Consider the following 19,125-nt stretch of genomic DNA (forward strand, 5'->3'; position numbering starts at 1 on the left):
TTTGAAGTTGTAGCCCCTAAACAGAGGAGTGCAGGGCGGCCGGTTTCACTGTCGGGCGCCCTTTGTTTTTGTGGCAATATGCAATCCTTGCGCGAGGATGGCGAAATTGGTAGACGCACCAGGTTTAGGTCCTGACGCCAGCAATGGTGTGGGGGTTCGAGTCCCCCTCCTCGCACCACGAATAATTAATTTTTTTGGACGATTTTTATAATGGCAACTGCAGTCGAAACCCTCGGTAAACTCGAGCGTCGCTTGACCATCTCCTTCCCGGTAGCTGACGTTCGTACGGAAGTCGAAAAGCGCCTGAAGAAGCAGGCGAAGACCGCGAAGGCGCCTGGCTTCCGTCCGGGCAAAGTGCCTCTGAAGATGGTCGCTGCCCAGTACGGCTACCAGATCGAGACCGACGTCCTGAACGACAAGGTCGGCCGTGCGTTCAACGAGGCAGCCAACGAGAACGAGTTGCGCGTTGCCGGCTTCCCGAAAATCGAACCGAAAGAAGACGCGCCGGAAGGCATGCTGGCCTTCGACGCGACCTTCGAAGTCTACCCGGAAGTCGTGATCGCCGACCTGGCCAACGTCGACGTCGAAACCGTCACCACCGAAGTGACCGACGCCGAGATCGACAAGACCATCGACATCCTGCGCAAGCAGCGCGTGCACTACCACACCAAGGGTGAGGCAGGCGAGCACGGCACCGGCGGCGAGCCGGTGGCCGCCAACGGCGACCGCGTGACCGTCGACTTCGTCGGCACCCTGGATGGCGTCGAGTTCGCCGGCGGCAAGGCCGACAACTACGCGTTCGTGCTGGGCGAAGGCCGCATGCTGCCGGAATTCGAAGCCGCCACCGTCGGCCTGAAAGTCGGCGAAAGCAAGACCTTCCCGCTGGCCTTCCCTGAGGACTACCATGGCAAGGACGTGGCAGGCAAGACCGCCGAGTTCACCATCACCCTGAAGAAGCTCGAGTGGGCGCACATGCCGGAAGTCGACGCCGAGTTCGCCAAGTCGCTGGGCATCGAAGACGGTTCCGTCGAGAAGATGCGCGACGACATCAAGGTTAACCTGGAGCGCGAAGTCAAGGCGCGCGTCAAGGCCCGCAACAAGGAAGCCGTGATGGACGCCCTGGTCAAGTCGACCGAACTGGACGTGCCGAAGGTTATGATCGACCAGGACGCGGAGCGCCTGGCCGAGATGACCCGCCAGGACATGGCCCAGCGCGGCATGGACGTCAAGAACCTGCCGTTCCCGGCAGAGATGTTCAAGGACAAGGCTGAGCGCCGCGTGCGCCTGGGCCTGATCCTGTCGCAACTGGTCAGCGACAACAACCTGCAAGCCACCCAGGATCAGGTGAAGGCGCAGATCGAAGACTTCTCGCAGAGCTACGAAGATCCGAAGGAAGTCCTGAAGTACTATTACAGCGACCGTCGCCGCCTGGGCGAAGTGGAAGCTCTTGTATTGGAAGAAAACGTCGTTAACTATGTGCTTGGCAAGGCGAAGGTCTCCACCAAGACCATCGCTTTCGATGAACTGATGGGCTCGATGCCCCAGGCGTAATTGAAGATTGCCGGCCTTCGTGGCCGGCTTTTTTCCCTTAGGCTTTCCCTTTATAAGGAACGAGACAGGTATGATTCGAAATCCGGCATTGGATACACAGGCACTGGGCATGGTGCCGATGGTGATCGAACAGAGTGGCCGCGGCGAGCGCGCCTACGACATCTACTCGCGCCTCCTCAAGGAGCGCGTGATTTTCCTGGTCGGCCCTGTCAACGACCAGATGGCCAACCTCATCGTGGCCCAGCTGCTGTTCCTGGAGAGCGAGAATCCGGACAAGGACATTTCGCTCTACATCAATTCCCCGGGCGGTTCCGTTTCGGCGGGCCTGGCGATCTTCGACACGATGAACTTCATCAAGCCGGACGTCTCCACGCTGTGCACGGGCCTGGCCGCGTCGATGGGCGCGTTCCTGCTCGCCGCCGGCGCCAAGGGCAAGCGTTTCTCGCTGCCGAACTCGCGCATCATGATTCACCAGCCGTCCGGCGGTTCGCAGGGCATGGCTTCGGACATCGAGATCCAGGCCAAGGAAATCCTGTACCTGCGCGAGCGTCTGGCCCGCATCATGGCCGAGAACACCGGCCAGACGGTTGAGCAGATCCACAAGGATACCGACCGCGACCGCTTCATGTCGGGCGAGGAAGCCGTCGAGTACGGCATGATCGACCGGGTGCTGTCGAGCCGCGGCTGACGGGCTCCGGTTCGCCATACCGACTGTACTGTTGCCAAAAAACGCCCGGGCGCGAACACGTTCGGGCGTTTCGTTTTTATTTCGGGTAGCATAGTTCATGGACGGCGCAACGCACCGGGCATATGCTCGTATTATGTGCGCCAGCGCACTTGTTGCGTCTCCGTATTAGCGTTATATTCATAGCAATTCAATAGAAACCTGCCCCATGTCAGACAAAAAATCCTCCAGCGGCGAGAAACTTCTGTACTGCTCTTTCTGCGGAAAGAGCCAGCACGAAGTCAAAAAGCTGATCGCGGGACCGTCGGTGTTCATCTGCGATGAATGCATCGACCTGTGCAACGACATCATCCGCGACGAAACCTCGAACGTCGAGTCGGTGGCGGGCGCCAAGTCCGACCTGCCGACGCCGCACGAAATCACCGAACTGCTCGACCAGTACGTGATCGGCCAGCAGACGGCCAAGCGCATCCTGTCGGTGGCGGTGTACAACCATTACAAGCGCCTCAAGCACCTGGGCAAGAAGGACGATGTCGAACTCGCCAAGAGCAACATCCTGCTCGTCGGCCCGACCGGTTCCGGCAAGACCCTGCTGGCCCAGACCCTGGCGCGCATGCTCAACGTTCCCTTCGTGATCGCCGATGCGACCACCTTGACCGAAGCCGGCTATGTCGGCGAGGACGTCGAGAACATCATCCAGAAGCTCCTGCAGAGCTGCAACTACGAAGTCGAGAAGGCCCAGCGCGGCATCGTCTACATCGACGAGATCGACAAGATTTCGCGCAAGTCCGACAATCCGTCGATCACCCGCGACGTGTCGGGCGAGGGCGTGCAGCAAGCCCTGCTGAAACTGATCGAAGGCACCATGGCTTCGGTACCGCCGCAGGGCGGCCGCAAGCATCCGAACCAGGACTTCGTGCAGATCGACACGACCAACATCATGTTCATCTGCGGCGGCGCCTTCGACGGCCTGGCCAAGATCATCCAGAACCGTTCGGAAAAGAGCGGCATCGGTTTCTCGGCCTCGGTGAAGAGCCAGAACGAGCGTTCCAACAGCGACATCCTGCTCGAAGCCGAGCCGGAAGACCTGATCAAGTTCGGCCTGATCCCGGAACTGGTCGGCCGTCTGCCTGTGGTCGCCACGCTGAGCGAGCTGACCGAGGAAGCCCTGATCCAGATCCTGATCGAACCGAAGAACGCGCTGATCAAGCAATACTCGAAGCTGCTTGAAATGGAAGGCGCTGAACTCGAAATTCGTCCTGCGGCCCTGCACGCGATCGCCCGCAAGGCGCTGGCGCGCAAGACCGGCGCCCGTGGCCTGCGTTCGATTCTCGAACACGCGCTGCTGGACGTGATGTACGAATTGCCAAGCCAGCAGAATGTCGTCAAAGTGGTGATCGATGAAAATACGATCACGAATGCCGCAAAACCTTTATTGATTTACAGCGAAACGCCGAAAGCATCTGGGGAAAACTGAAAAAAGCCTGCACGCACGCAACAAAACGCTTGCCGCGCAGACTCATATCGGTAAAACTGATCTCAATAAAAGACGCAGGCTTCAATCGAAAAGCCACTCGCGGTACCCCGCGTGGTGGCTTTTTCATTTCACACCGCGGCTTTTATTAGAACGGCTAGTTTTCGCATCAAGTACTTTTACTTGTAGAAAATATTTTTCACGGCGCGCATCTTGAGTTTTCGCCGTGAGTGCCCAAGTTCAGCAACACGCTTTCTATAAGGTATGCCATGACAACTTCCAAATTAACCGAGCAAACGACGCTGCCCCTCCTGCCGTTGCGCGACGTGGTCGTGTTTCCGCATATGGTGATACCTCTGTTCGTCGGCCGTCCGAAATCGATCAAGGCGCTGGAAGCCGCGATGGAGCAGGGCAAGAGCATCATGCTGGCTGCTCAAAAGGCCGCCGCCAAGGACGAACCTTCCGCCGCAGACATCTACGAGATCGGCTGCGTGGCCAATATTCTGCAAATGCTGAAGCTGCCCGACGGCACCGTGAAGGTGCTGGTCGAAGGCGCCCAGCGTGCGCGCATCGATACCATCACCGATGGCGCGACCCATTTCACGGCCCAGCTGACCCCGCTGTCCTCGGAAATCGGCGACGATTCCGAAGTCGAGGCGATGCGCCGTGCGATCGTCCAGCAGTTCGACCAGTACGTCAAACTGAACAAGAAGATCCCGCCCGAGATCCTGGCTTCGCTGGCCGGCATCGACGACGCCGGCCGCCTGGCCGACACCGTGGCCGCCCACCTGCCGCTCAAGCTCGAGCAGAAGCAGGTCATCCTGGAGATCTTCAATGTCGCCAAGCGTCTGGAGCACCTGCTCGGCCAGCTTGAAGGCGAACTCGACATCCTGCAGGTCGAAAAGCGCATCCGTGGCCGCGTCAAGCGCCAGATGGAGAAGTCGCAGCGCGAGTACTACCTGAACGAACAGGTCAAGGCAATCCAGAAAGAGCTGGGTGAAGGCGAAGAAGGCGCCGACATCGAAGAGCTCGAAAAGAAAGTGATCGCCGCCAAGATGCCGAAAGAGGCACTGGAAAAGGCGCAAGCTGAAATCCGCAAGCTCAAGCTGATGTCGCCGATGTCGGCCGAAGCCACCGTGGTGCGCAACTACATCGACACCCTGGTCGGCCTGCCGTGGAAGAAAAAGACCAAGGTCACCATCGATTTGGAGAAGGCCCAGCAAGTGCTGGAGTCGGATCACTACGGCCTGGAAAAGATCAAGGAACGCATCCTCGAGTACCTCGCGGTGCAACAGCGCGTCGACAAGCTGAAGGCCCCGATCCTGTGCTTCGTCGGTCCTCCGGGCGTGGGTAAGACCTCGCTGGGCGAGTCGATCGCACGGGCGACCGGCCGCAAGTACGTCCGCATGGCCCTCGGCGGCGTGCGCGACGAAGCCGAGATCCGCGGCCACCGCCGTACCTATATCGGCTCGATGCCGGGCAAGGTGCTGCAGTCGCTCTCAAAAGTAGGCGTGCGCAACCCGCTGTTCCTGCTCGACGAGATCGACAAGATGGGCGCGGACTTCCGCGGCGACCCGTCGTCGGCCCTGCTCGAAGTGCTGGATCCGGCCCAGAACCACACGTTCTCGGACCACTACATCGAGGTGGACTTCGACCTGTCGGACGTGATGTTCGTGGCGACCTCGAACTCGTTCAACATTCCGCCGGCGCTGCTCGACCGTATGGAAGTGATCCGCCTGTCGGGTTACACCGAGGATGAGAAGACCAGCATCGCGCAGCGCTACCTGCTGCCGAAGCAGATCAAGAACAACGGCCTGAAGGAAGACGAGATCAAGGTCGACGAGTCGGCGATCCGCGACATCATCCGTTACTACACCCGTGAAGCCGGCGTGCGTTCGCTCGAGCGCGAAGTGTCGAAGATCTGCCGCAAGGTGGTCAAGATGCTGCTGCTGAAGAAGAGCGACAAGCGCGTGCTGGTCAACAGCAAGAACCTGGACAAGTTCCTGGGCGTGCGCCGCTACGACTTCGGGATGGCCGAAAAGGAAAACCAGATCGGCCAGGTGGTGGGTCTGGCATGGACCGAGGTGGGCGGCGACCTGCTGACCATCGAAGCCGTGAACGTGCCGGGCAAGGGCGGGATCATCCGCACCGGCACCCTGGGCGACGTGATGAAGGAATCGATCGAGGCAGCCCGCACCGTGGTGCGCAGCCGCGCGCAGCGCTTCGGCATCAAGGCCGAGGCCTTCGAGAAGACCGACATCCACATCCACGTGCCGGAAGGCGCGACGCCGAAGGATGGTCCGTCGGCCGGTATCGGCATGACGACTGCCCTGGTCTCGGCCTTCACCGGCATCCCGGTGCGCGCCGACGTGGCGATGACCGGCGAGATCACCCTGCGCGGCGAAGTCCTGCCGATCGGCGGCCTCAAAGAGAAGCTGCTGGCGGCGCACCGCGGCGGCATCAAGACGGTCCTGATTCCCGAGCAGAACGTGAAGGATCTGGCTGAGATTCCTGACAACGTCAAGAACAAGCTCGAGATCGTGCCGGTGCGCTGGATCGAGAAGGTGCTGGAGGTTGCGCTGGAGCGTCAGCCTGAGCCGCTGGTGGAAGTGTCGGCAGTTGCTGTCACCCCGGCTGCAAGCGACGCGCAAGGCGAAGTCGTCAAGCACTGATCGGTTTCAATGACCGCTAGAACAGGCGCCCATGTGGCGCCTGTTTTTTTGGTGCATGCACATCACACCATTCGACTTCAACCCGTATCCGTAAAACCGTCTTTCCCGCGAAGGCGGGAATCCAAGTTTGACGCCCATCCGACAACGGGTGCTTTCCTCACTGACCCGGGAATTGGGTTCCCGCCTGCGCGGGAACGACGGAGGGGAGATTCTACCGAACTAAACGGGCAGGGCGGTCTGCTAAACCGTGCAATTTTCCTTGACGCTTTTCCGCAACCGAGCCCCCGCTCAGCCGTTGTTGCTTGACAGACCAATGTTGCCCTTGTTTAATACGCCCTGCACTTTTGCAGGTCCGGCGCCGCGGCGCCGGAAACGGATTAACGAGGAAACGAGTGAACAAGACAGAACTGATCGAAGAAATCGCGAAGTCCGCGGACATTACGAAGGCCTCGGCGACGCGCGCACTCGACGCCATGATCGAAGCGGTGACCACCAGCCTGAAGAACAACGACAGCGTCACGCTGGTCGGCTTCGGCACCTTCACGGTGGGTGAGCGCGCAGCGCGTACCGGCCGCGATCCGCGCACCAAGGAACCCATCAAGATCAAGGCAGCGAAGGTTCCGAAATTTAAGGCTGGTAAAGCGTTAAAAGATGCTGTAAACTAATGCCTTCTTCGCGATGACACGCGAAGAAGTGCACCAGAAGGTGCCATCGGTTCTTCATTGAGCCGTGGGCTGGAAATGCGGGCCTCTCGCGTTTCACCAAGCGGTGCGCAGTGAAGTGAGAAATGTTGGAGCGGTAGTTCAGTTGGTTAGAATACCGGCCTGTCACGCCGGGGGTCGCGGGTTCGAGCCCCGTCCGCTCCGCCAACCATCACATCACAATCTGGAGCGGTAGTTCAGTTGGTTAGAATACCGGCCTGTCACGCCGGGGGTCGCGGGTTCGAGCCCCGTCCGCTCCGCCAGAATTCAGATAAGCCCGGTGACTCCGCAAGGAGCCCGGGAGACCAGAAGAGGCGAACGCAAGTTCGCCTTTTTTTTTAAACTGTGCTGTTAAAGCATTTTCAAGCTTGATAGGCTGACCATGTTTGATTTTGTCCGTAACAACAAGCGCGTGATGCAGGGCGCACTGCTGCTGCTGATCGTGCCGTCGTTCGTGCTCGTTGGACTCGAGAGCTACCAGGACCGCGGCAATGCCAACGAGGGCGTGGCCACCGTGGCCGGCCAGAAGGTCACCCAGCAGGAATGGGACGACGCACAGCGCCGCCAGATCGACCGCGCGCGCCAGATGATGGGCGCCCAGTTCGACCAGAAGCTGTTCGAAACGCCGGAAGCCAAGCAGGCCGTGCTGAACAACCTGGTGGCCGAACGCGCGCTCAACGCCGAGATCAATCGCAACCACATGACGGTCAGCGACCAGTCGCTGCTGAACACCCTGCTCGAGATTCCGGGCTTCCGCAAGGCCGACGGCACCCTCGATGGCGAGGCCTACAAGGCCTTTGCGGCGTCGCAGGGCATGACCCGTCCGATGTTCGAGCAGCGCCTGGCGCGCGACCTGGCTGCCCAGCAGCTGTCGAGCGCGATCCAGGGCACCGCCTTCGCACCGCGCAGCGTGGCTTCGCGCCTGTCGAACATCAACGACCAGGAACGCGAAGTCCAGGAGCTGGTCTTCCCGATCACGAACTTCCTGCCGCAGGTGAAAGTCACCGACGACATGGTCAAGGCCTATTACGACAAGAACGCCGCGCTGTTCCAGATTCCTGAGCAGGTGAAGGCGGAGTACGTGGTGTTCGACCAGTCGGTGGTCGAGAGCCAGGTGCAGGTGAGCGACGCTGAGGTCACCGAGTACTACAACAAGAACCTCAAGTCCTACATCACGCCGGAGCAGCGCACCGCGAGCCACATTCTGATCACCGTGCCGCGCGACGCCAAGCCCGCCGACCAGGCTGCAGCAAAGGCCAAGGCCGAGGCGGCGCTGGCCGAAGTGCGCAAGAACCCGGCCAGCTTCGCCGCCGTCGCCAAGGCGCAGTCGCAAGACCCGGGCTCGGCCCAGGCTGGCGGCGACCTCGGCGTGGTCGAAAAGGGCCTGTTCGTCAAGCCGGTCGAAGACGCGATCTATGCGCTCAGGGAAGGCGAGATCGGCAACCTGGTGCAGTCGGAGTTCGGCTGGCACGTGATCAAGGTCACCTCGGTCAAGCCGGCTTCGCAAAAGCCGCTGGAGGCTGCCAAGGACGAGATCGTCGCCGACCTGAAGAAGCAGAAGATGTCGAAGAAGTACTCGGAGCTGGCTGAGACCTTCAGCAACACCGTGTACGAGCAGTCGGACAGCCTGAAGCCGGTCGTCGACAAGCTGGGCCTGAAAGTCCAGACCGTCGACAACCTGACCCGCAAGCCGAATCCGGCCCTGGGCGACTCGCCGGTCAACAACGAGAAGTTCCTGTCCGCGCTGTTCGGCGTGGACGCGGTGAAGAACAAGCGCAACACCGAAGCCGTGGAAGTGGCGCCGAGCGTGCTGGTGTCGGGCCGCGTCCTCGAGTTCCGTCCAGCGACCAAGCGTCCGCTGGCCGACGTCGAAGCGCAGATCCGCCAGCGCGTGACCATCGAAGAAGCCGCCCGCCTGGCGCGCGCCGCCGGCGAGCAGAAGCTGGCTGCCGTCAAGGCGTCGGGCGATGCGGCTGGTTTCGGCGAAGCGAAGATCGTCTCGCGCACCAAGGAGCCGCCGCTCAACCCGACCGGCGCGATCGCCGCGCTGAAGGCCGACGTGAGCAAGCTGCCGGCCTACGTGGGCGTGGAACTGCCGGGCCAGGGCTATGCGGTGTACCGCATCGGCAAGGTCTCGCAGCCGGCCCAGCCTGATCAGGCGCGCCGCGAGCAGGAAGCGCAGCAGATCGCCGGCATCGTGGGTCAGCAGGAGATGGTGAACTACATCGAGGCGCTGAAGGTCAAGGCGAAGGCCAAGGTCAATGCCAAGGCTGCGCAGACCAAGGCCGAGTAAGTAACACGGCTGAAAAAAAGCCCGGCTGCGTGAGCAGGCCGGGCTTTTTGTCTTTTGAATGTATGCATGACGAGAGACGTATTTCAAACCTGCGCCACTATTCCGTCGTTCCGGCGAAGGCCGGAACCCAAGTTTGTTCGCGTGCCGCACGGCTAAACTCGGACGCTAACGGCGGCGCGTAAAACTTAGGTTCCGGCCTTCGCCGGAACGACGGGCTAACAATACTTGTTTATGCCGCGTGCAGCGCCTTTGCCAAGGCTTCGAAGTCTCCCGGCGCAATATCGCTCAGCTCCACCACCCGCGCCTGCGGATACTGCACAAAATTCCGGTCGATCGAACGCAGATACGCCGGATCGTAATGCTCCACCAGCAGCTGGTCCACCAGCTCCGCCATCCGCCCACCGCTGGCCATCTCGTGCCAGGCATCGATCTTCTCGCGCCCGTGCAGCTGCACCAGGTGCTCCAGCTGCCCGTTGAGCGCCGCGGGATCGGCGCAGAAGTGGGTGTAATCCTCCATCAGCAGCCGCACGCGGTTCGGCCGCGACAGCTGGAGCGAAATGCAGGGCGAGGCGCGCATGCGCTCCATCACGGCGTCCGGCACGCGCAGGTTGCCGACCTTCTTGCTCTCCGATTCCACGAATACCGGCTTCGACAAATCGAAGCGCCGCAGCTGGTCCCACATCTGGCTTTCGAACATCTTCTGGGTCGGCTGCGGTTCGTCCGGCAGGTGGCCCAGCACCGAGCCGCGGTGGGCGGCCAGGCGTTCCAGGTCCAGTACCTGGGCGCCCACGCGCGCAAGCGTTTCCAGCAGCCGGCTCTTGCCGCTGCCGGTCGTGCCGCACACCACGCGGAAGTCCACCGCCGGCGGCTCCGACAAGGCCGCCGCCACCTGCGCGCGGTAGGCCTTGTAGCCGCCGTCCAGCTGCACCACCGGCCAGCCGATCTTGGCCAGGATGTGCGCCATCGCGCCGCTGCGGTTGCCGCCGCGCCAGCAGTAGACCAGCGGCTTCCAGTCGCGCGGCTTGTCGGCGAACAGGGCCTCGATGTGGCGCGCAACGTTGGCGGCCACCAGCGGCGCGCCGACTTTCTTGGCCTCGAACGCGCCCACCTGCTTGTACAGGGTGCCGACGCGCACGCGCTCCTCGTCGTTCAGAACCGGGCAGCTGATCGCGCCGGGAATGTGATCGAGCGCATATTCCGACTCGCTGCGCGCGTCGATGATGGTGTCGAACTGGTCGAGCTCGGGCAGGATGTCGGCGAAGCCGAGGACAGCAGGGTATTTCATTGTTTCTTGATGAGCGAGGCGAACTGCGGCCAGATGTTGGAGAGGATGATCGGATGGGCGTCGGCCAGCGGGTGCAGGCGGTCTTGCTGGAACAGGGCCGGCTTGTCGGCCACGCCTTCCAGCATGAAGGGCACCAGCGGCGACTTGGTCTCGGTCGACACTTTCTTGAACATGTCGAAGAATTTTTCCGTGTAGGCGCGGCCGTAGTTCGGCGGCATGCGCATGCCGACCAGGAGGACTTCGGCCTTCTTGTCCTTTGACATGGCCACCATGGCGCGCAGGTTGGCTTCCGCGGAAGTCACCGGCAGGCCGCGCAGGCCATCGTTGGCGCCCAGTTCGATCACGACGATGTCGGGACGATGCTGGCCGAGCAGGGCGGGCAGGCGCGCCCGGCCGCCGCTGGTGGTCTCGCCGCTGATGCTGGCGTTGACGACCCTGGCCTGGACCTTCTCGGCCTTGAGCTTCTGCTCCAGCAGCGAGACCCAGCCCGCCCCGCGCGCGATGCCGTATTCGGCCGACAGGCTGTCACCCACCACGAGCACGGTTTTTGGTGCAGAATAGGCGCTCGCCGACGCGGCCAGCGTTACCAGCAGGAAGACTGCCCATTTCTTAAGAAAAGCAAGCATGCGTGATAATCCCGAAGCTGTGAAAAATATGGTCACCGATGAAGCAGCGAGCAAACCCGCGATCCGGGTCAGCGGCCTGTCGAAGAAGGTGGCCGACGCGAGCGGCGAGCTCACCATCCTGCAAAACATTGATTTTACCGTGCAACCCGCCGAAACGCTCGCCTTGGTCGGCGCTTCCGGCTCCGGCAAGTCGACCCTCCTCGGCCTGCTGGCGGGTCTCGATACCCCTTCCTCGGGAACGGTAGAGCTGGACGGCACCGATATCTTCGCCCTCGACGAGGACGGCCGCGCGGCATTCCGCAAGGCCAAGCTGGGGTTTGTGTTCCAGTCTTTCCAGCTGCTGGGCCACCTGAATGCGCTGGAAAACGTCATGTTGCCACTCGAATTGCGCGGCGATACGGCCGCGCGTGAAAAGGCGGCTGAGATGCTCGGCCGCGTCGGCCTGTCGAGCCGCCTGAAGCACTATCCCAAGTACCTGTCGGGCGGCGAGCAGCAGCGCGTCGCCCTGGCGCGCGCCTTCGTCACCCAGCCGCCGCTGCTGTTCGCCGACGAGCCCACCGGCAGCCTGGATGCCGCCACCGGCGAATCCGTGATCCAGCTGATGTTCGAACTCAACCGCGAGCGCGGCTCGACCCTGGTGCTGGTGACGCACGACCCGGCCATGGCCGCCCGCTGCGGGCGCACCCTCACCATCGCCGGCGGCCGCCTGCTTTCCTAACGCGCCAGGCTGTTGAGCAGCTTGCGGGCTGCCGCCGGCAGTTCGCCCGCCGTCATTCCGATCGGTCCCACGCCTTCCTTTACCAGCAGGTCGGCCGCCGCGCCGTGGATCCAGGCCGCGGCCGCTGCCGCCTCCCAGCCCGGCCAGCCCTGGGCCAGCAGCGCGCCGCAGATCCCCGCCAGCACATCGCCGCTGCCGGCGGTCGCCAGCCCGGCATTGCCGGTCGGGTTGACCAGCACCTCGCCATCCGGCCGCGCGATCACTGAGCCCGAACCCTTCAGGATCACGGTGGCGTTCATGCGCAAGGCCATCTCCCGTGCCGATTCCAGGCGGTCGGCCTGCACCACGCCGGTGGTCATGCCGAGCAGGCGCGCGCCTTCCAGCGGATGCGGCGTCAGCACCGCCGGCGCGGACCGCTGCGCCAGGCGCGATTGCAGGTCGGGGCTGGCGCCGATCAGGTTGAGGGCGTCGGCATCGATCACCAGCGGGCTGTCGCTGTCCAGCGCCTTGGCCAGCAGGCGCATCGCGTTCGCCGAGCCGCCCATGCCGGGGCCGATGACCAGCGTGCGCTTGTCGAACTCGAAGTCGTCCGCCAGGCGGAACATGATCTCCGCTTGCAAGCTGTCGTAGCCGGGCGGCTTGTCGAGGGCCGCGACGTAGACGCGCCCGGCGCCCGCATACAGCGCGCCGCGCGCCGCAAGCACCGGTGCGCCGGCCATGCCGTGGGCGCCGCCGACGATGGCGACGTCGCCGAAGCTGCCCTTGTGGGTGTTGTGGCGCCGCGCCGCAAGATGGCGGGCGAAGACGCCGATACCGCTCAGCCGTGCGCCGGCCAGGGGCAGCTTGGCCGCCTCCACGCCCAGCATGTCCACGCGGACTTCCCCGGCATGGTCGCGTCCATCGGCCGTATGCAGTCCCGGTTTGTCGCCGAGGAAGGTGAGGGTGTGGGTGGCGTGCACCGCGACGCCATCCTGGCCGCCGACCACCGCGCCGCTGTCGGCATCCAGGCCGCTCGGCACGTCCAGCGCCAGGATCGGGCAGCGCAGCTGGTCCAGCCCGGTGACCAGTTCGCGATAAGGCTCTTCGATCGGCCGCGACAGGCCGATGCCGAACAGGCCGTCGACCACGAGACCCCACTGCGCGCCGGGCGGCAGCATGTCGATCCAGCCGACCGTGCCCGAGCGGGCGCGCTCGTAGGCGGCGGCCGTCTCGCTGGAAGCTTCGGCGCTGCCCGGCAGATGCAGCACGGTCGCGTCGACCCCGGCCTCGGCCAGGTTGGCCGCCATCTCGAGCGCATCGCCGCCATTGTTGCCGGGGCCGGCGAGGATGAGCACGGGCTGGCTGCGGTCCTCGCCCAGCAGTTCGAGCGCATAGTCCGCGGCCGCCTTGCCGGCGCGCCGCATCAGGGTGCCCGGCGCCAGCTCCGCATAGGCGGCTTGTTCGATGGCGCGCAGCTGCGCGACCGTGTACAGACAGTTTTCCATACGATGACTCATCCTGTTGAGACGACGGCCATTGTCGTGCATTTTCGCCAAAACCGGCGCGCCGTGGGACTACAATAGGCGATTCGACAAGCTTAGCGGAGACACTCATGGATTGGCAGTTCTGGATCGATCGTGGCGGCACCTTCACCGACATCGTGGCGCGCAAGCCCGACGGCCAGCTCCTCACGCACAAGCTGCTTTCCGAGAATCCCGAACAATACCGCGACGCCGCCGTGGCCGGCATCCGCCACCTGCTGGGCGTGCAGGCCGGCGCGCCGGTGCCGGTCGAGCGCATCGAGGCGGTCAAGATGGGCACCACCGTCGCGACCAACGCGCTGCTGGAACGCAAGGGCGAGCGCACGGTGCTGGCGATCACGCGGGGCTTTCGCGATGCGCTGCGCATCGCCTACCAGAACCGTCCCCGCCTGTTCGACCGCCATATCGTGCTGCCGGAACTGCTGTATGCGGAAGTGATCGAGATCGACGAGCGCATCGGCGCCCACGGCGACGTGGTGCAGGCGCTCGACCAGGAGAAGTCCCGCGCCGCCCTCCAGCAGGCCTACGATCAGGGCGTGCGCTCGATCGCCATCGTCTTCATGCATGGCTATCGCCACACGCGGCACGAAGCGCTGGTCGCGCGCATGGCGCGCGAGATCGGCTTTACCCAGGTCTCGGTCTCGCACGAAGTCAGCCCCATGATGAAACTGGTCGCGCGCGGCGACACCACGGTGGTCGACGCCTACCTGTCGCCGATCCTGCGCCGCTACGTCGACCAGGTCGCCGGCGAGCTGCCGGGCGTGAACCTGCAGTTCATGCAGTCCAACGGCGGCCTGACCGATGCGCGCGCCTTCCAGGGCAAGGACAGCATCCTGTCCGGACCGGCGGGCGGCATCGTCGGCATGGTGCGCGCCAGCCAGCTGGCCGGCTTCGAGCGCATCATCGGCTTCGACATGGGCGGCACCTCCACCGATGTGTCGCACTTCTCGGGCGAGTTCGAGCGGGTGTTCGAGACCCAGGTCGCCGGCGTGCGCATGCGCGCCCCGATGATGAGCATCCATACCGTGGCGGCCGGCGGCGGCTCGATCCTGCATTTCGACGGCAGCCGCTACCGCGTGGGGCCGGACAGCGCGGGGGCCAATCCGGGCCCGGCCAGCTACCGGCGCGGCGGTCCGCTGGCGGTCACCGACTGCAACGTCATGCTCGGAAAGATCCGGCCGCAGTACTTCCCCCACCTGTTCGGGCCGGGCGGCGACGAGCCCCTCGATGCCGAGACCGTCGAGGCGCGCTTCACCGCCATGGCCGAGGAGATCTTCCAGGCCACCGGCGAGCGTCCGAGCCCGGAAAGCGTGGCCGAAGGCTTCATCCAGATCGCGGTCGGCAACATGGCCAACGCGATCAAGCAGATCTCGGTGCAGCGCGGCCACGACGTCACGGAATACGCGCTGACCAGCTTCGGCGGCGCCGGCGGCCAGCATGCCTGCCTGGTGGCCGATGCGCTGGGCATGAAGACGGTCTTCATCCATTCGCTGGCCGGCGTGCTGTCGGCCTACGGCATGGGCCTGGCCGACCAGACCGCGATGCGCGAGCAGGCTGTCGAGGAGCGCCTGGGCGAACCGGCGCTGTCCGGCCTCGCATCCCGCCTGGCCGCGCTGGGCGAACAGGCGCGCGGCCAGCTGCTGGCCCAGGGCGTGGCGCCGGAGCGCATTGCGCTGGTCGAGCGCGTCCACCTGCGCTACGAAGGCACCGACTCGGCGCTGGTGGTCCTGTACGGCGGCATGGCGGCGATGCAGGCGCAGTTCGAACAGGCCTACAAGCGCCGCTATTCCTTCCTGATGCCTTCGCGCGCGCTCGTCGTGGAAGCCGTATCGGTCGAAGCCATCGGCCGCTCGGATGCGCCGCCGGAACAGCAGGCGAGCACGCAGGCGCAGGCGGGCGCACCGCGGCCGGCCGAGACGGTCCCCATGTTCAGCGGCGGCAGCTGGCGCGATACCGGCGTGTATACGCGCCGCGCGCTGGCGCCGGGACACACGGTGCGCGGCCCGGCCATCATCGCCGAGGACAACGCCACCACCATCGTGGAGCCGGGCTGGCAGGCGCAGGTGACGCCCTACAACCACCTGGTGCTGGCCCGCGTCGAAGCGCTGCCCGAGCGCCGCGCGATCGGCACCACGGCCGATCCGGTGATGCTGGAAATCTTCAACAACCTGTTCATGTCGATCGCCGAGCAGATGGGCCTGCGCCTGCAGAACACGGCCTACTCGGTCAACATCAAGGAACGCCTCGATTTCAGCTGCGCGATCTTCGACCATGACGGCAACCTGGTGGCCAATGCGCCCCACATGCCGGTGCACCTGGGCTCGATGGGCGAGAGCATCAAGACCGTCATGCGCGAGAACGCGGGACGCATGAAGTCGGGCGACGTCTACGTGCTGAACGACCCCTACAACGGCGGCACCCACCTGCCGGACGTCACCGTAATCTCGCCGGTGTTCGACGAGGCGGGGCAGGAGATCCTGTTCTACGTCGGCTCGCGCGGCCACCACGCCGACATCGGCGGCACCACACCCGGCTCGATGCCGCCGGACTCGAGCCACATCGAGCAGGAGGGCGTCCTGATCAACAACTTCAAGCTGGTCGACGGGACGGACGGCGTGCTGCGCGAAGAAGAAGCGCGCGCGCTGCTGCTGGGCGCGCGCTACCCGGCGCGCAATCCCGACCAGAACATGGCCGACCTGCGCGCCCAGGTCGCCGCCAACCAGAAGGGCGTCGAGGAACTGCGCAAGATGGTCGCGCACTTCGGGCTGGACGTGGTGCGCGCCTACATGGGCCACGTGCAGGACAACGCCGAGGAAGCGGTGCGGCGTGTGATCTCGGCGCTCAAGGATGGCCACTTCGTGAATGAACTGGACAACGGGGCGCGCATCGAGGTGGCGATCCGCGTCGACCAGGCGGCGCGCAGCGCGGAAATCGACTTCACCGGTACCTCGGGCCAGCTGCCGAACAACTTCAACGCGCCCTCGGCGGTGTGCATGGCGGCCGTGCTGTACGTATTCCGCACCTTGGTGGACGACGAGATTCCGCTGAATGCGGGTTGCCTGAAACCCCTGAAGGTCATCATTCCGCCTGGCTCCATGCTGAACCCGCATTATCCGGCGTCGGTGGTGTCGGGCAACGTGGAAACCTCAACTTGCATCACGAATGCGCTCTACGGCGCCCTCGGCGTGATGGCGGCGGCCCAGGGGACCATGAACAACTTCACCTTCGGGAATGCGCGTTACCAGTACTACGAGACCATTTCAGGTGGTTCGGGCGCGGGCGAGGGCTTCGACGGCACGGATGTGGTGCAGACCAACATGACCAACTCGCGCCTGACCGATCCGGAAATCCTGGAGTTCCGCTTCCCCGTACGGCTGGAGAGCTACGAGATCCGCCAGGCTTCGGGCGGGGCGGGGCGCTGGCATGGCGGCAACGGCGGCGTGAGGAAGCTCCGTTTCCTGGAGCCGATGACTGCGGCGATCCTGTCGAACAACCGCATCTACGCGCCCTTCGGGATGGCGGGCGGAGAGCCGGGCGAGCGCGGCCGCAACACCGTGATCCGGGCCGATGGCAGGGCCGAGGTCTTGGGCCACATCGGCAAGACCGATATGGGCGTGGGCGACCTGTTCGTGGTCGAGACGCCCGGCGGAGGCGGCTTCGGGAAAGCCTAGGGCACGGCGCGCCGCTGCGGTAGAATGGGACCAGGATCGATAAAGGAAAAAGCCATGGCCAAGAAAGAAGAACTCGACGAAGAAACCTTGGCGTTCATCCAGTGGTGCATCGAGGTCGAACAATTCCTCGTCGCCGGCGGCGCGACTGTCAAGCAGGCGCAGGATCACATCGAAGAGCAGGTCGAGTGGTTTACCGACCAGTTCTACGAAGGCCTGACGCCTGAGGAAGCGGCCAAGGAAGCCCTGGCCTGAGCACGCAGCGGCGCGGGAGCGCGCACGCCCGGCCTCCGTTCAGGCGGCCGAGATACCATACTTGCGCTTGGCCGCCAGGAATTCGTCCGACAGCGCGGCCAGGCGCGGGTGCTGGGCGTCGTAGGCGCGCAGGTGTTCCAGCTGCTGCGCGCAGACTTCGCTGAGGTGGTGGTCCCACCCCAGCTCGTTGATCTGGCGCAGGATGCCGCCCGCCACGGCCACCATCACTTGCGTGTTGTTCGGCGCCATGTGCAGGGCCTCGAGCAGGGTTTGCACCGCGCCCCGCACGTCGCCCATGTTGCGCTTCTCGTCGGCCACGCCCAGCAGGATCTGGGCCTGGGCCTTGAGCTGCTGGCCCATGCCGTCGGCCAGGTCCGGACGGCCGGCGCGCACGAACACGCCCACCGCCTGGTCGACCGTGACGCCGCTGTCGACGTCGTTCATCACGGTCAGCATCACATCCGACGCCTGCGCATCCAGCTTGTAGTCGAGGCAAGCCTGCGCCAGGCCGATCTTGAGGGTAGGGGACAGGCCGCTGGCGCCGCGCACGGCGTTCACCGCCGCATGCAGCTCGGCCACCGCGGCGGCCGGGTTGCCGGCCTTGTCCTGGACCAGCGCGTTCGAGTAGGCCTTGCAGGTGTCCGCCGCCGGATTGCCGCGCAGCGAACGGTCCAGGTCGCGCACCACATTGCCGGCCTGGGCCACGTCGCCGCGCGTGACCAGCGCCTTGACCAGGTTGACGTGGTCTTCGGGATTGCGGAATTCGGAATAGCGCGCCCTGGTGACCACCTGGCGGAAGGATTTCTCGGCCGTCTCGGCGTCGCCCGCTTCCATCGCCACTTCGCCCAGCTTGCGCAGGCGCCGCACCATGTGCGGAGAGATAGCGACGGCTTCCTCCAGCACCTTCTGCGCCTCGGCCGGGGTGCCGCTGATTTCGATGCAGCGCGCAAGCAGGTCGTAGGCCGCCATCAGTTGCGGGTTGCCCTGGATCAGCTGTTCGAGCACGGCGCGGGCTTCTTCCACCTGCTCCTGGGCGAGCAGGGTGCGCGCCAGGCCCAGGCCGGCCCAGCCGAGCGGGCGCTCGGACAGCACTTCTCGGTAGATCGAGCCGGCTTCCCCATGCTCGCCCAGCGCCGCGTGGAGTTCCGCCCGCAGGCGGGTGAAGTCGAGTCCGAAGCGCGGCAGCGCCGCCGCACCTTTTTCGCAGGCGGCAATGGCCTCGCGCAGCCTGCCCTGGGCGGCCTGCTGCCAGGCCGGGAGCAGGGCGGCGCGGCGCTCCAGCGCGCGCTTGATGCGGCCGCTGAGCATGTCCACGGTGAAGGGCTTGAGGACGTAGTCGGTCGGGGTCAGCTCGGCCGCGCTGACCACCTTGCCGTACACCCCCTCGGAGGTGAGCATGATGAAGATGGTCGAGGCGTTGATCAGCTTGTGGTGGCGCAGGTCCTCAAGAAGCTGCTGGCCGTCCTGGCCTTCGCCGCTGCCGCCGGCCAGGTCGTACTCGCACAAGATCACGTCGTAGGAACGGCGGCTCAGCTGCTTGATGGCCGTGTTGGCGTTGACCGCATACTCGACCTTCGAGATGCCGATCTGGTTCAGCATGTTTTGCAGGCTGGTGCGCATTCCCTGGTTGGGATCGACCACCAGGACCGCCAGGTTTCCGTTCTCTTGCATCGTTGC

13 protein-coding genes and 3 tRNA genes are annotated in these 19,125 nt (G+C 64.4%); 12 read left to right on the forward strand and 4 right to left on the reverse strand.

Features of this window, described 5'->3' with window-relative positions; genetic code table 11:
* Positions 1 to 91 precede the first annotated feature (91 nt).
* The 9 genes from J8847_RS00590 (at position 92) to J8847_RS00630 (ending at position 9,376) form a co-directional block, all read left to right on the forward strand.
* Positions 92 to 178 (forward strand) — tRNA-Leu (locus tag J8847_RS00590).
* 32 nt (positions 179 to 210) lie between these two features.
* Positions 211 to 1,551, forward strand: a complete 1,341-nt coding sequence (gene tig / locus J8847_RS00595; RefSeq protein WP_211522741.1) for a trigger factor — start codon at positions 211 to 213, stop codon at positions 1,549 to 1,551.
* Positions 1,552 to 1,621: 70 nt separating this feature from the next.
* Positions 1,622 to 2,239: an ATP-dependent Clp endopeptidase proteolytic subunit ClpP gene (gene clpP / locus J8847_RS00600; protein WP_307727484.1), complete on the forward strand. Its 618-nt coding sequence runs from the start codon at positions 1,622 to 1,624 to the stop codon at positions 2,237 to 2,239.
* A gap of 205 nt (positions 2,240 to 2,444) precedes the next feature.
* Entirely contained in the window at positions 2,445 to 3,713 is a 1,269-nt protein-coding gene (gene clpX, locus J8847_RS00605) for an ATP-dependent Clp protease ATP-binding subunit ClpX (protein WP_211522742.1), read from the forward strand.
* A gap of 266 nt (positions 3,714 to 3,979) precedes the next feature.
* Positions 3,980 to 6,382 (forward strand): endopeptidase La, encoded by a 2,403-nt coding sequence (gene lon / locus J8847_RS00610; protein WP_211522743.1) that lies wholly within the window; start codon positions 3,980 to 3,982, stop codon positions 6,380 to 6,382.
* Positions 6,383 to 6,774: 392 nt separating this feature from the next.
* Entirely contained in the window at positions 6,775 to 7,047 is a 273-nt protein-coding gene (locus tag J8847_RS00615) for an HU family DNA-binding protein (RefSeq protein WP_211518051.1), read from the forward strand.
* 127 nt (positions 7,048 to 7,174) lie between these two features.
* A tRNA-Asp gene (locus J8847_RS00620) sits at positions 7,175 to 7,251 on the forward strand.
* Positions 7,252 to 7,269: 18 nt separating this feature from the next.
* A tRNA-Asp gene (locus J8847_RS00625) sits at positions 7,270 to 7,346 on the forward strand.
* A gap of 119 nt (positions 7,347 to 7,465) precedes the next feature.
* On the forward strand, positions 7,466 to 9,376 hold the full coding sequence (locus J8847_RS00630; RefSeq protein ID WP_211522744.1) for a SurA N-terminal domain-containing protein: 1,911 nt from the start codon (positions 7,466 to 7,468) through the stop codon (positions 9,374 to 9,376).
* 229 nt (positions 9,377 to 9,605) lie between these two features.
* On the opposite strand, the gene mnmH is transcribed toward J8847_RS00630, so the two are convergent.
* Complete coding sequence (gene mnmH, locus J8847_RS00635) at positions 9,606 to 10,661, reverse strand: tRNA 2-selenouridine(34) synthase MnmH (protein WP_211522745.1); 1,056 nt, start codon at positions 10,659 to 10,661, stop codon at positions 9,606 to 9,608.
* Positions 10,658 to 11,287, reverse strand: a complete 630-nt coding sequence (locus J8847_RS00640) for an arylesterase (protein ID WP_211522746.1) — start codon at positions 11,285 to 11,287, stop codon at positions 10,658 to 10,660. The genes mnmH and J8847_RS00640 overlap by 4 nt, the downstream gene beginning before the upstream one ends.
* Positions 11,288 to 11,315: 28 nt before the next feature.
* Here J8847_RS00640 and J8847_RS00645 point away from each other — a divergent pair, with 28 nt between their 5' ends.
* Positions 11,316 to 12,005 (forward strand): ABC transporter ATP-binding protein, encoded by a 690-nt coding sequence (locus J8847_RS00645; RefSeq protein ID WP_211522870.1) that lies wholly within the window; start codon positions 11,316 to 11,318, stop codon positions 12,003 to 12,005.
* Here the strand turns inward: J8847_RS00645 and J8847_RS00650 are convergent.
* Entirely contained in the window at positions 12,002 to 13,489 is a 1,488-nt protein-coding gene (locus J8847_RS00650) for an NAD(P)H-hydrate dehydratase (protein ID WP_211522747.1), read from the reverse strand. The genes J8847_RS00645 and J8847_RS00650 overlap by 4 nt on opposite strands.
* 107 nt (positions 13,490 to 13,596) lie before the next feature.
* Here J8847_RS00650 and J8847_RS00655 point away from each other — a divergent pair, with 107 nt between their 5' ends.
* A complete protein-coding gene (locus J8847_RS00655; RefSeq protein WP_211522748.1) occupies positions 13,597 to 17,196 on the forward strand; it encodes a hydantoinase B/oxoprolinase family protein in 3,600 nt (1,199 codons plus the stop codon).
* Between the two features lie 54 nt (positions 17,197 to 17,250).
* Entirely contained in the window at positions 17,251 to 17,448 is a 198-nt protein-coding gene (locus tag J8847_RS00660) for a hypothetical protein (protein WP_211522749.1), read from the forward strand.
* A gap of 39 nt (positions 17,449 to 17,487) precedes the next feature.
* Here J8847_RS00660 and J8847_RS00665 read toward each other — a convergent pair whose 3' ends face one another.
* Positions 17,488 to 19,119 (reverse strand): response regulator, encoded by a 1,632-nt coding sequence (locus tag J8847_RS00665; protein WP_211522750.1) that lies wholly within the window; start codon positions 19,117 to 19,119, stop codon positions 17,488 to 17,490.
* Positions 19,120 to 19,125: the final 6 nt, after the last annotated feature.

Source organism: Massilia sp. AB1 (genome assembly GCF_018119385.1).
Taxonomy (GTDB): domain Bacteria; phylum Pseudomonadota; class Gammaproteobacteria; order Burkholderiales; family Burkholderiaceae_D; genus Telluria.

Coding starts and splice junctions, on each gene's coding strand:
- J8847_RS00665 (WP_211522750.1), bottom strand. CDS start 19,119: ATGCAAGAGAACGGAAACCTGGCGGTCCTGGTGGTCGATCCCAACCAG.
- mnmH (WP_211522745.1), bottom strand. CDS start 10,661: ATGAAATACCCTGCTGTCCTCGGCTTCGCCGACATCCTGCCCGAGCTC.
- tig (WP_211522741.1), top strand. CDS start 211: ATGGCAACTGCAGTCGAAACCCTCGGTAAACTCGAGCGTCGCTTGACC.
- clpP (WP_307727484.1), top strand. CDS start 1,622: ATGATTCGAAATCCGGCATTGGATACACAGGCACTGGGCATGGTGCCG.
- J8847_RS00650 (WP_211522747.1), bottom strand. CDS start 13,489: ATGGAAAACTGTCTGTACACGGTCGCGCAGCTGCGCGCCATCGAACAA.
- J8847_RS00660 (WP_211522749.1), top strand. CDS start 17,251: ATGGCCAAGAAAGAAGAACTCGACGAAGAAACCTTGGCGTTCATCCAG.
- lon (WP_211522743.1), top strand. CDS start 3,980: ATGACAACTTCCAAATTAACCGAGCAAACGACGCTGCCCCTCCTGCCG.
- J8847_RS00640 (WP_211522746.1), bottom strand. CDS start 11,287: ATGCTTGCTTTTCTTAAGAAATGGGCAGTCTTCCTGCTGGTAACGCTG.
- J8847_RS00630 (WP_211522744.1), top strand. CDS start 7,466: ATGTTTGATTTTGTCCGTAACAACAAGCGCGTGATGCAGGGCGCACTG.
- J8847_RS00655 (WP_211522748.1), top strand. CDS start 13,597: ATGGATTGGCAGTTCTGGATCGATCGTGGCGGCACCTTCACCGACATC.
- clpX (WP_211522742.1), top strand. CDS start 2,445: ATGTCAGACAAAAAATCCTCCAGCGGCGAGAAACTTCTGTACTGCTCT.
- J8847_RS00645 (WP_211522870.1), top strand. CDS start 11,316: ATGGTCACCGATGAAGCAGCGAGCAAACCCGCGATCCGGGTCAGCGGC.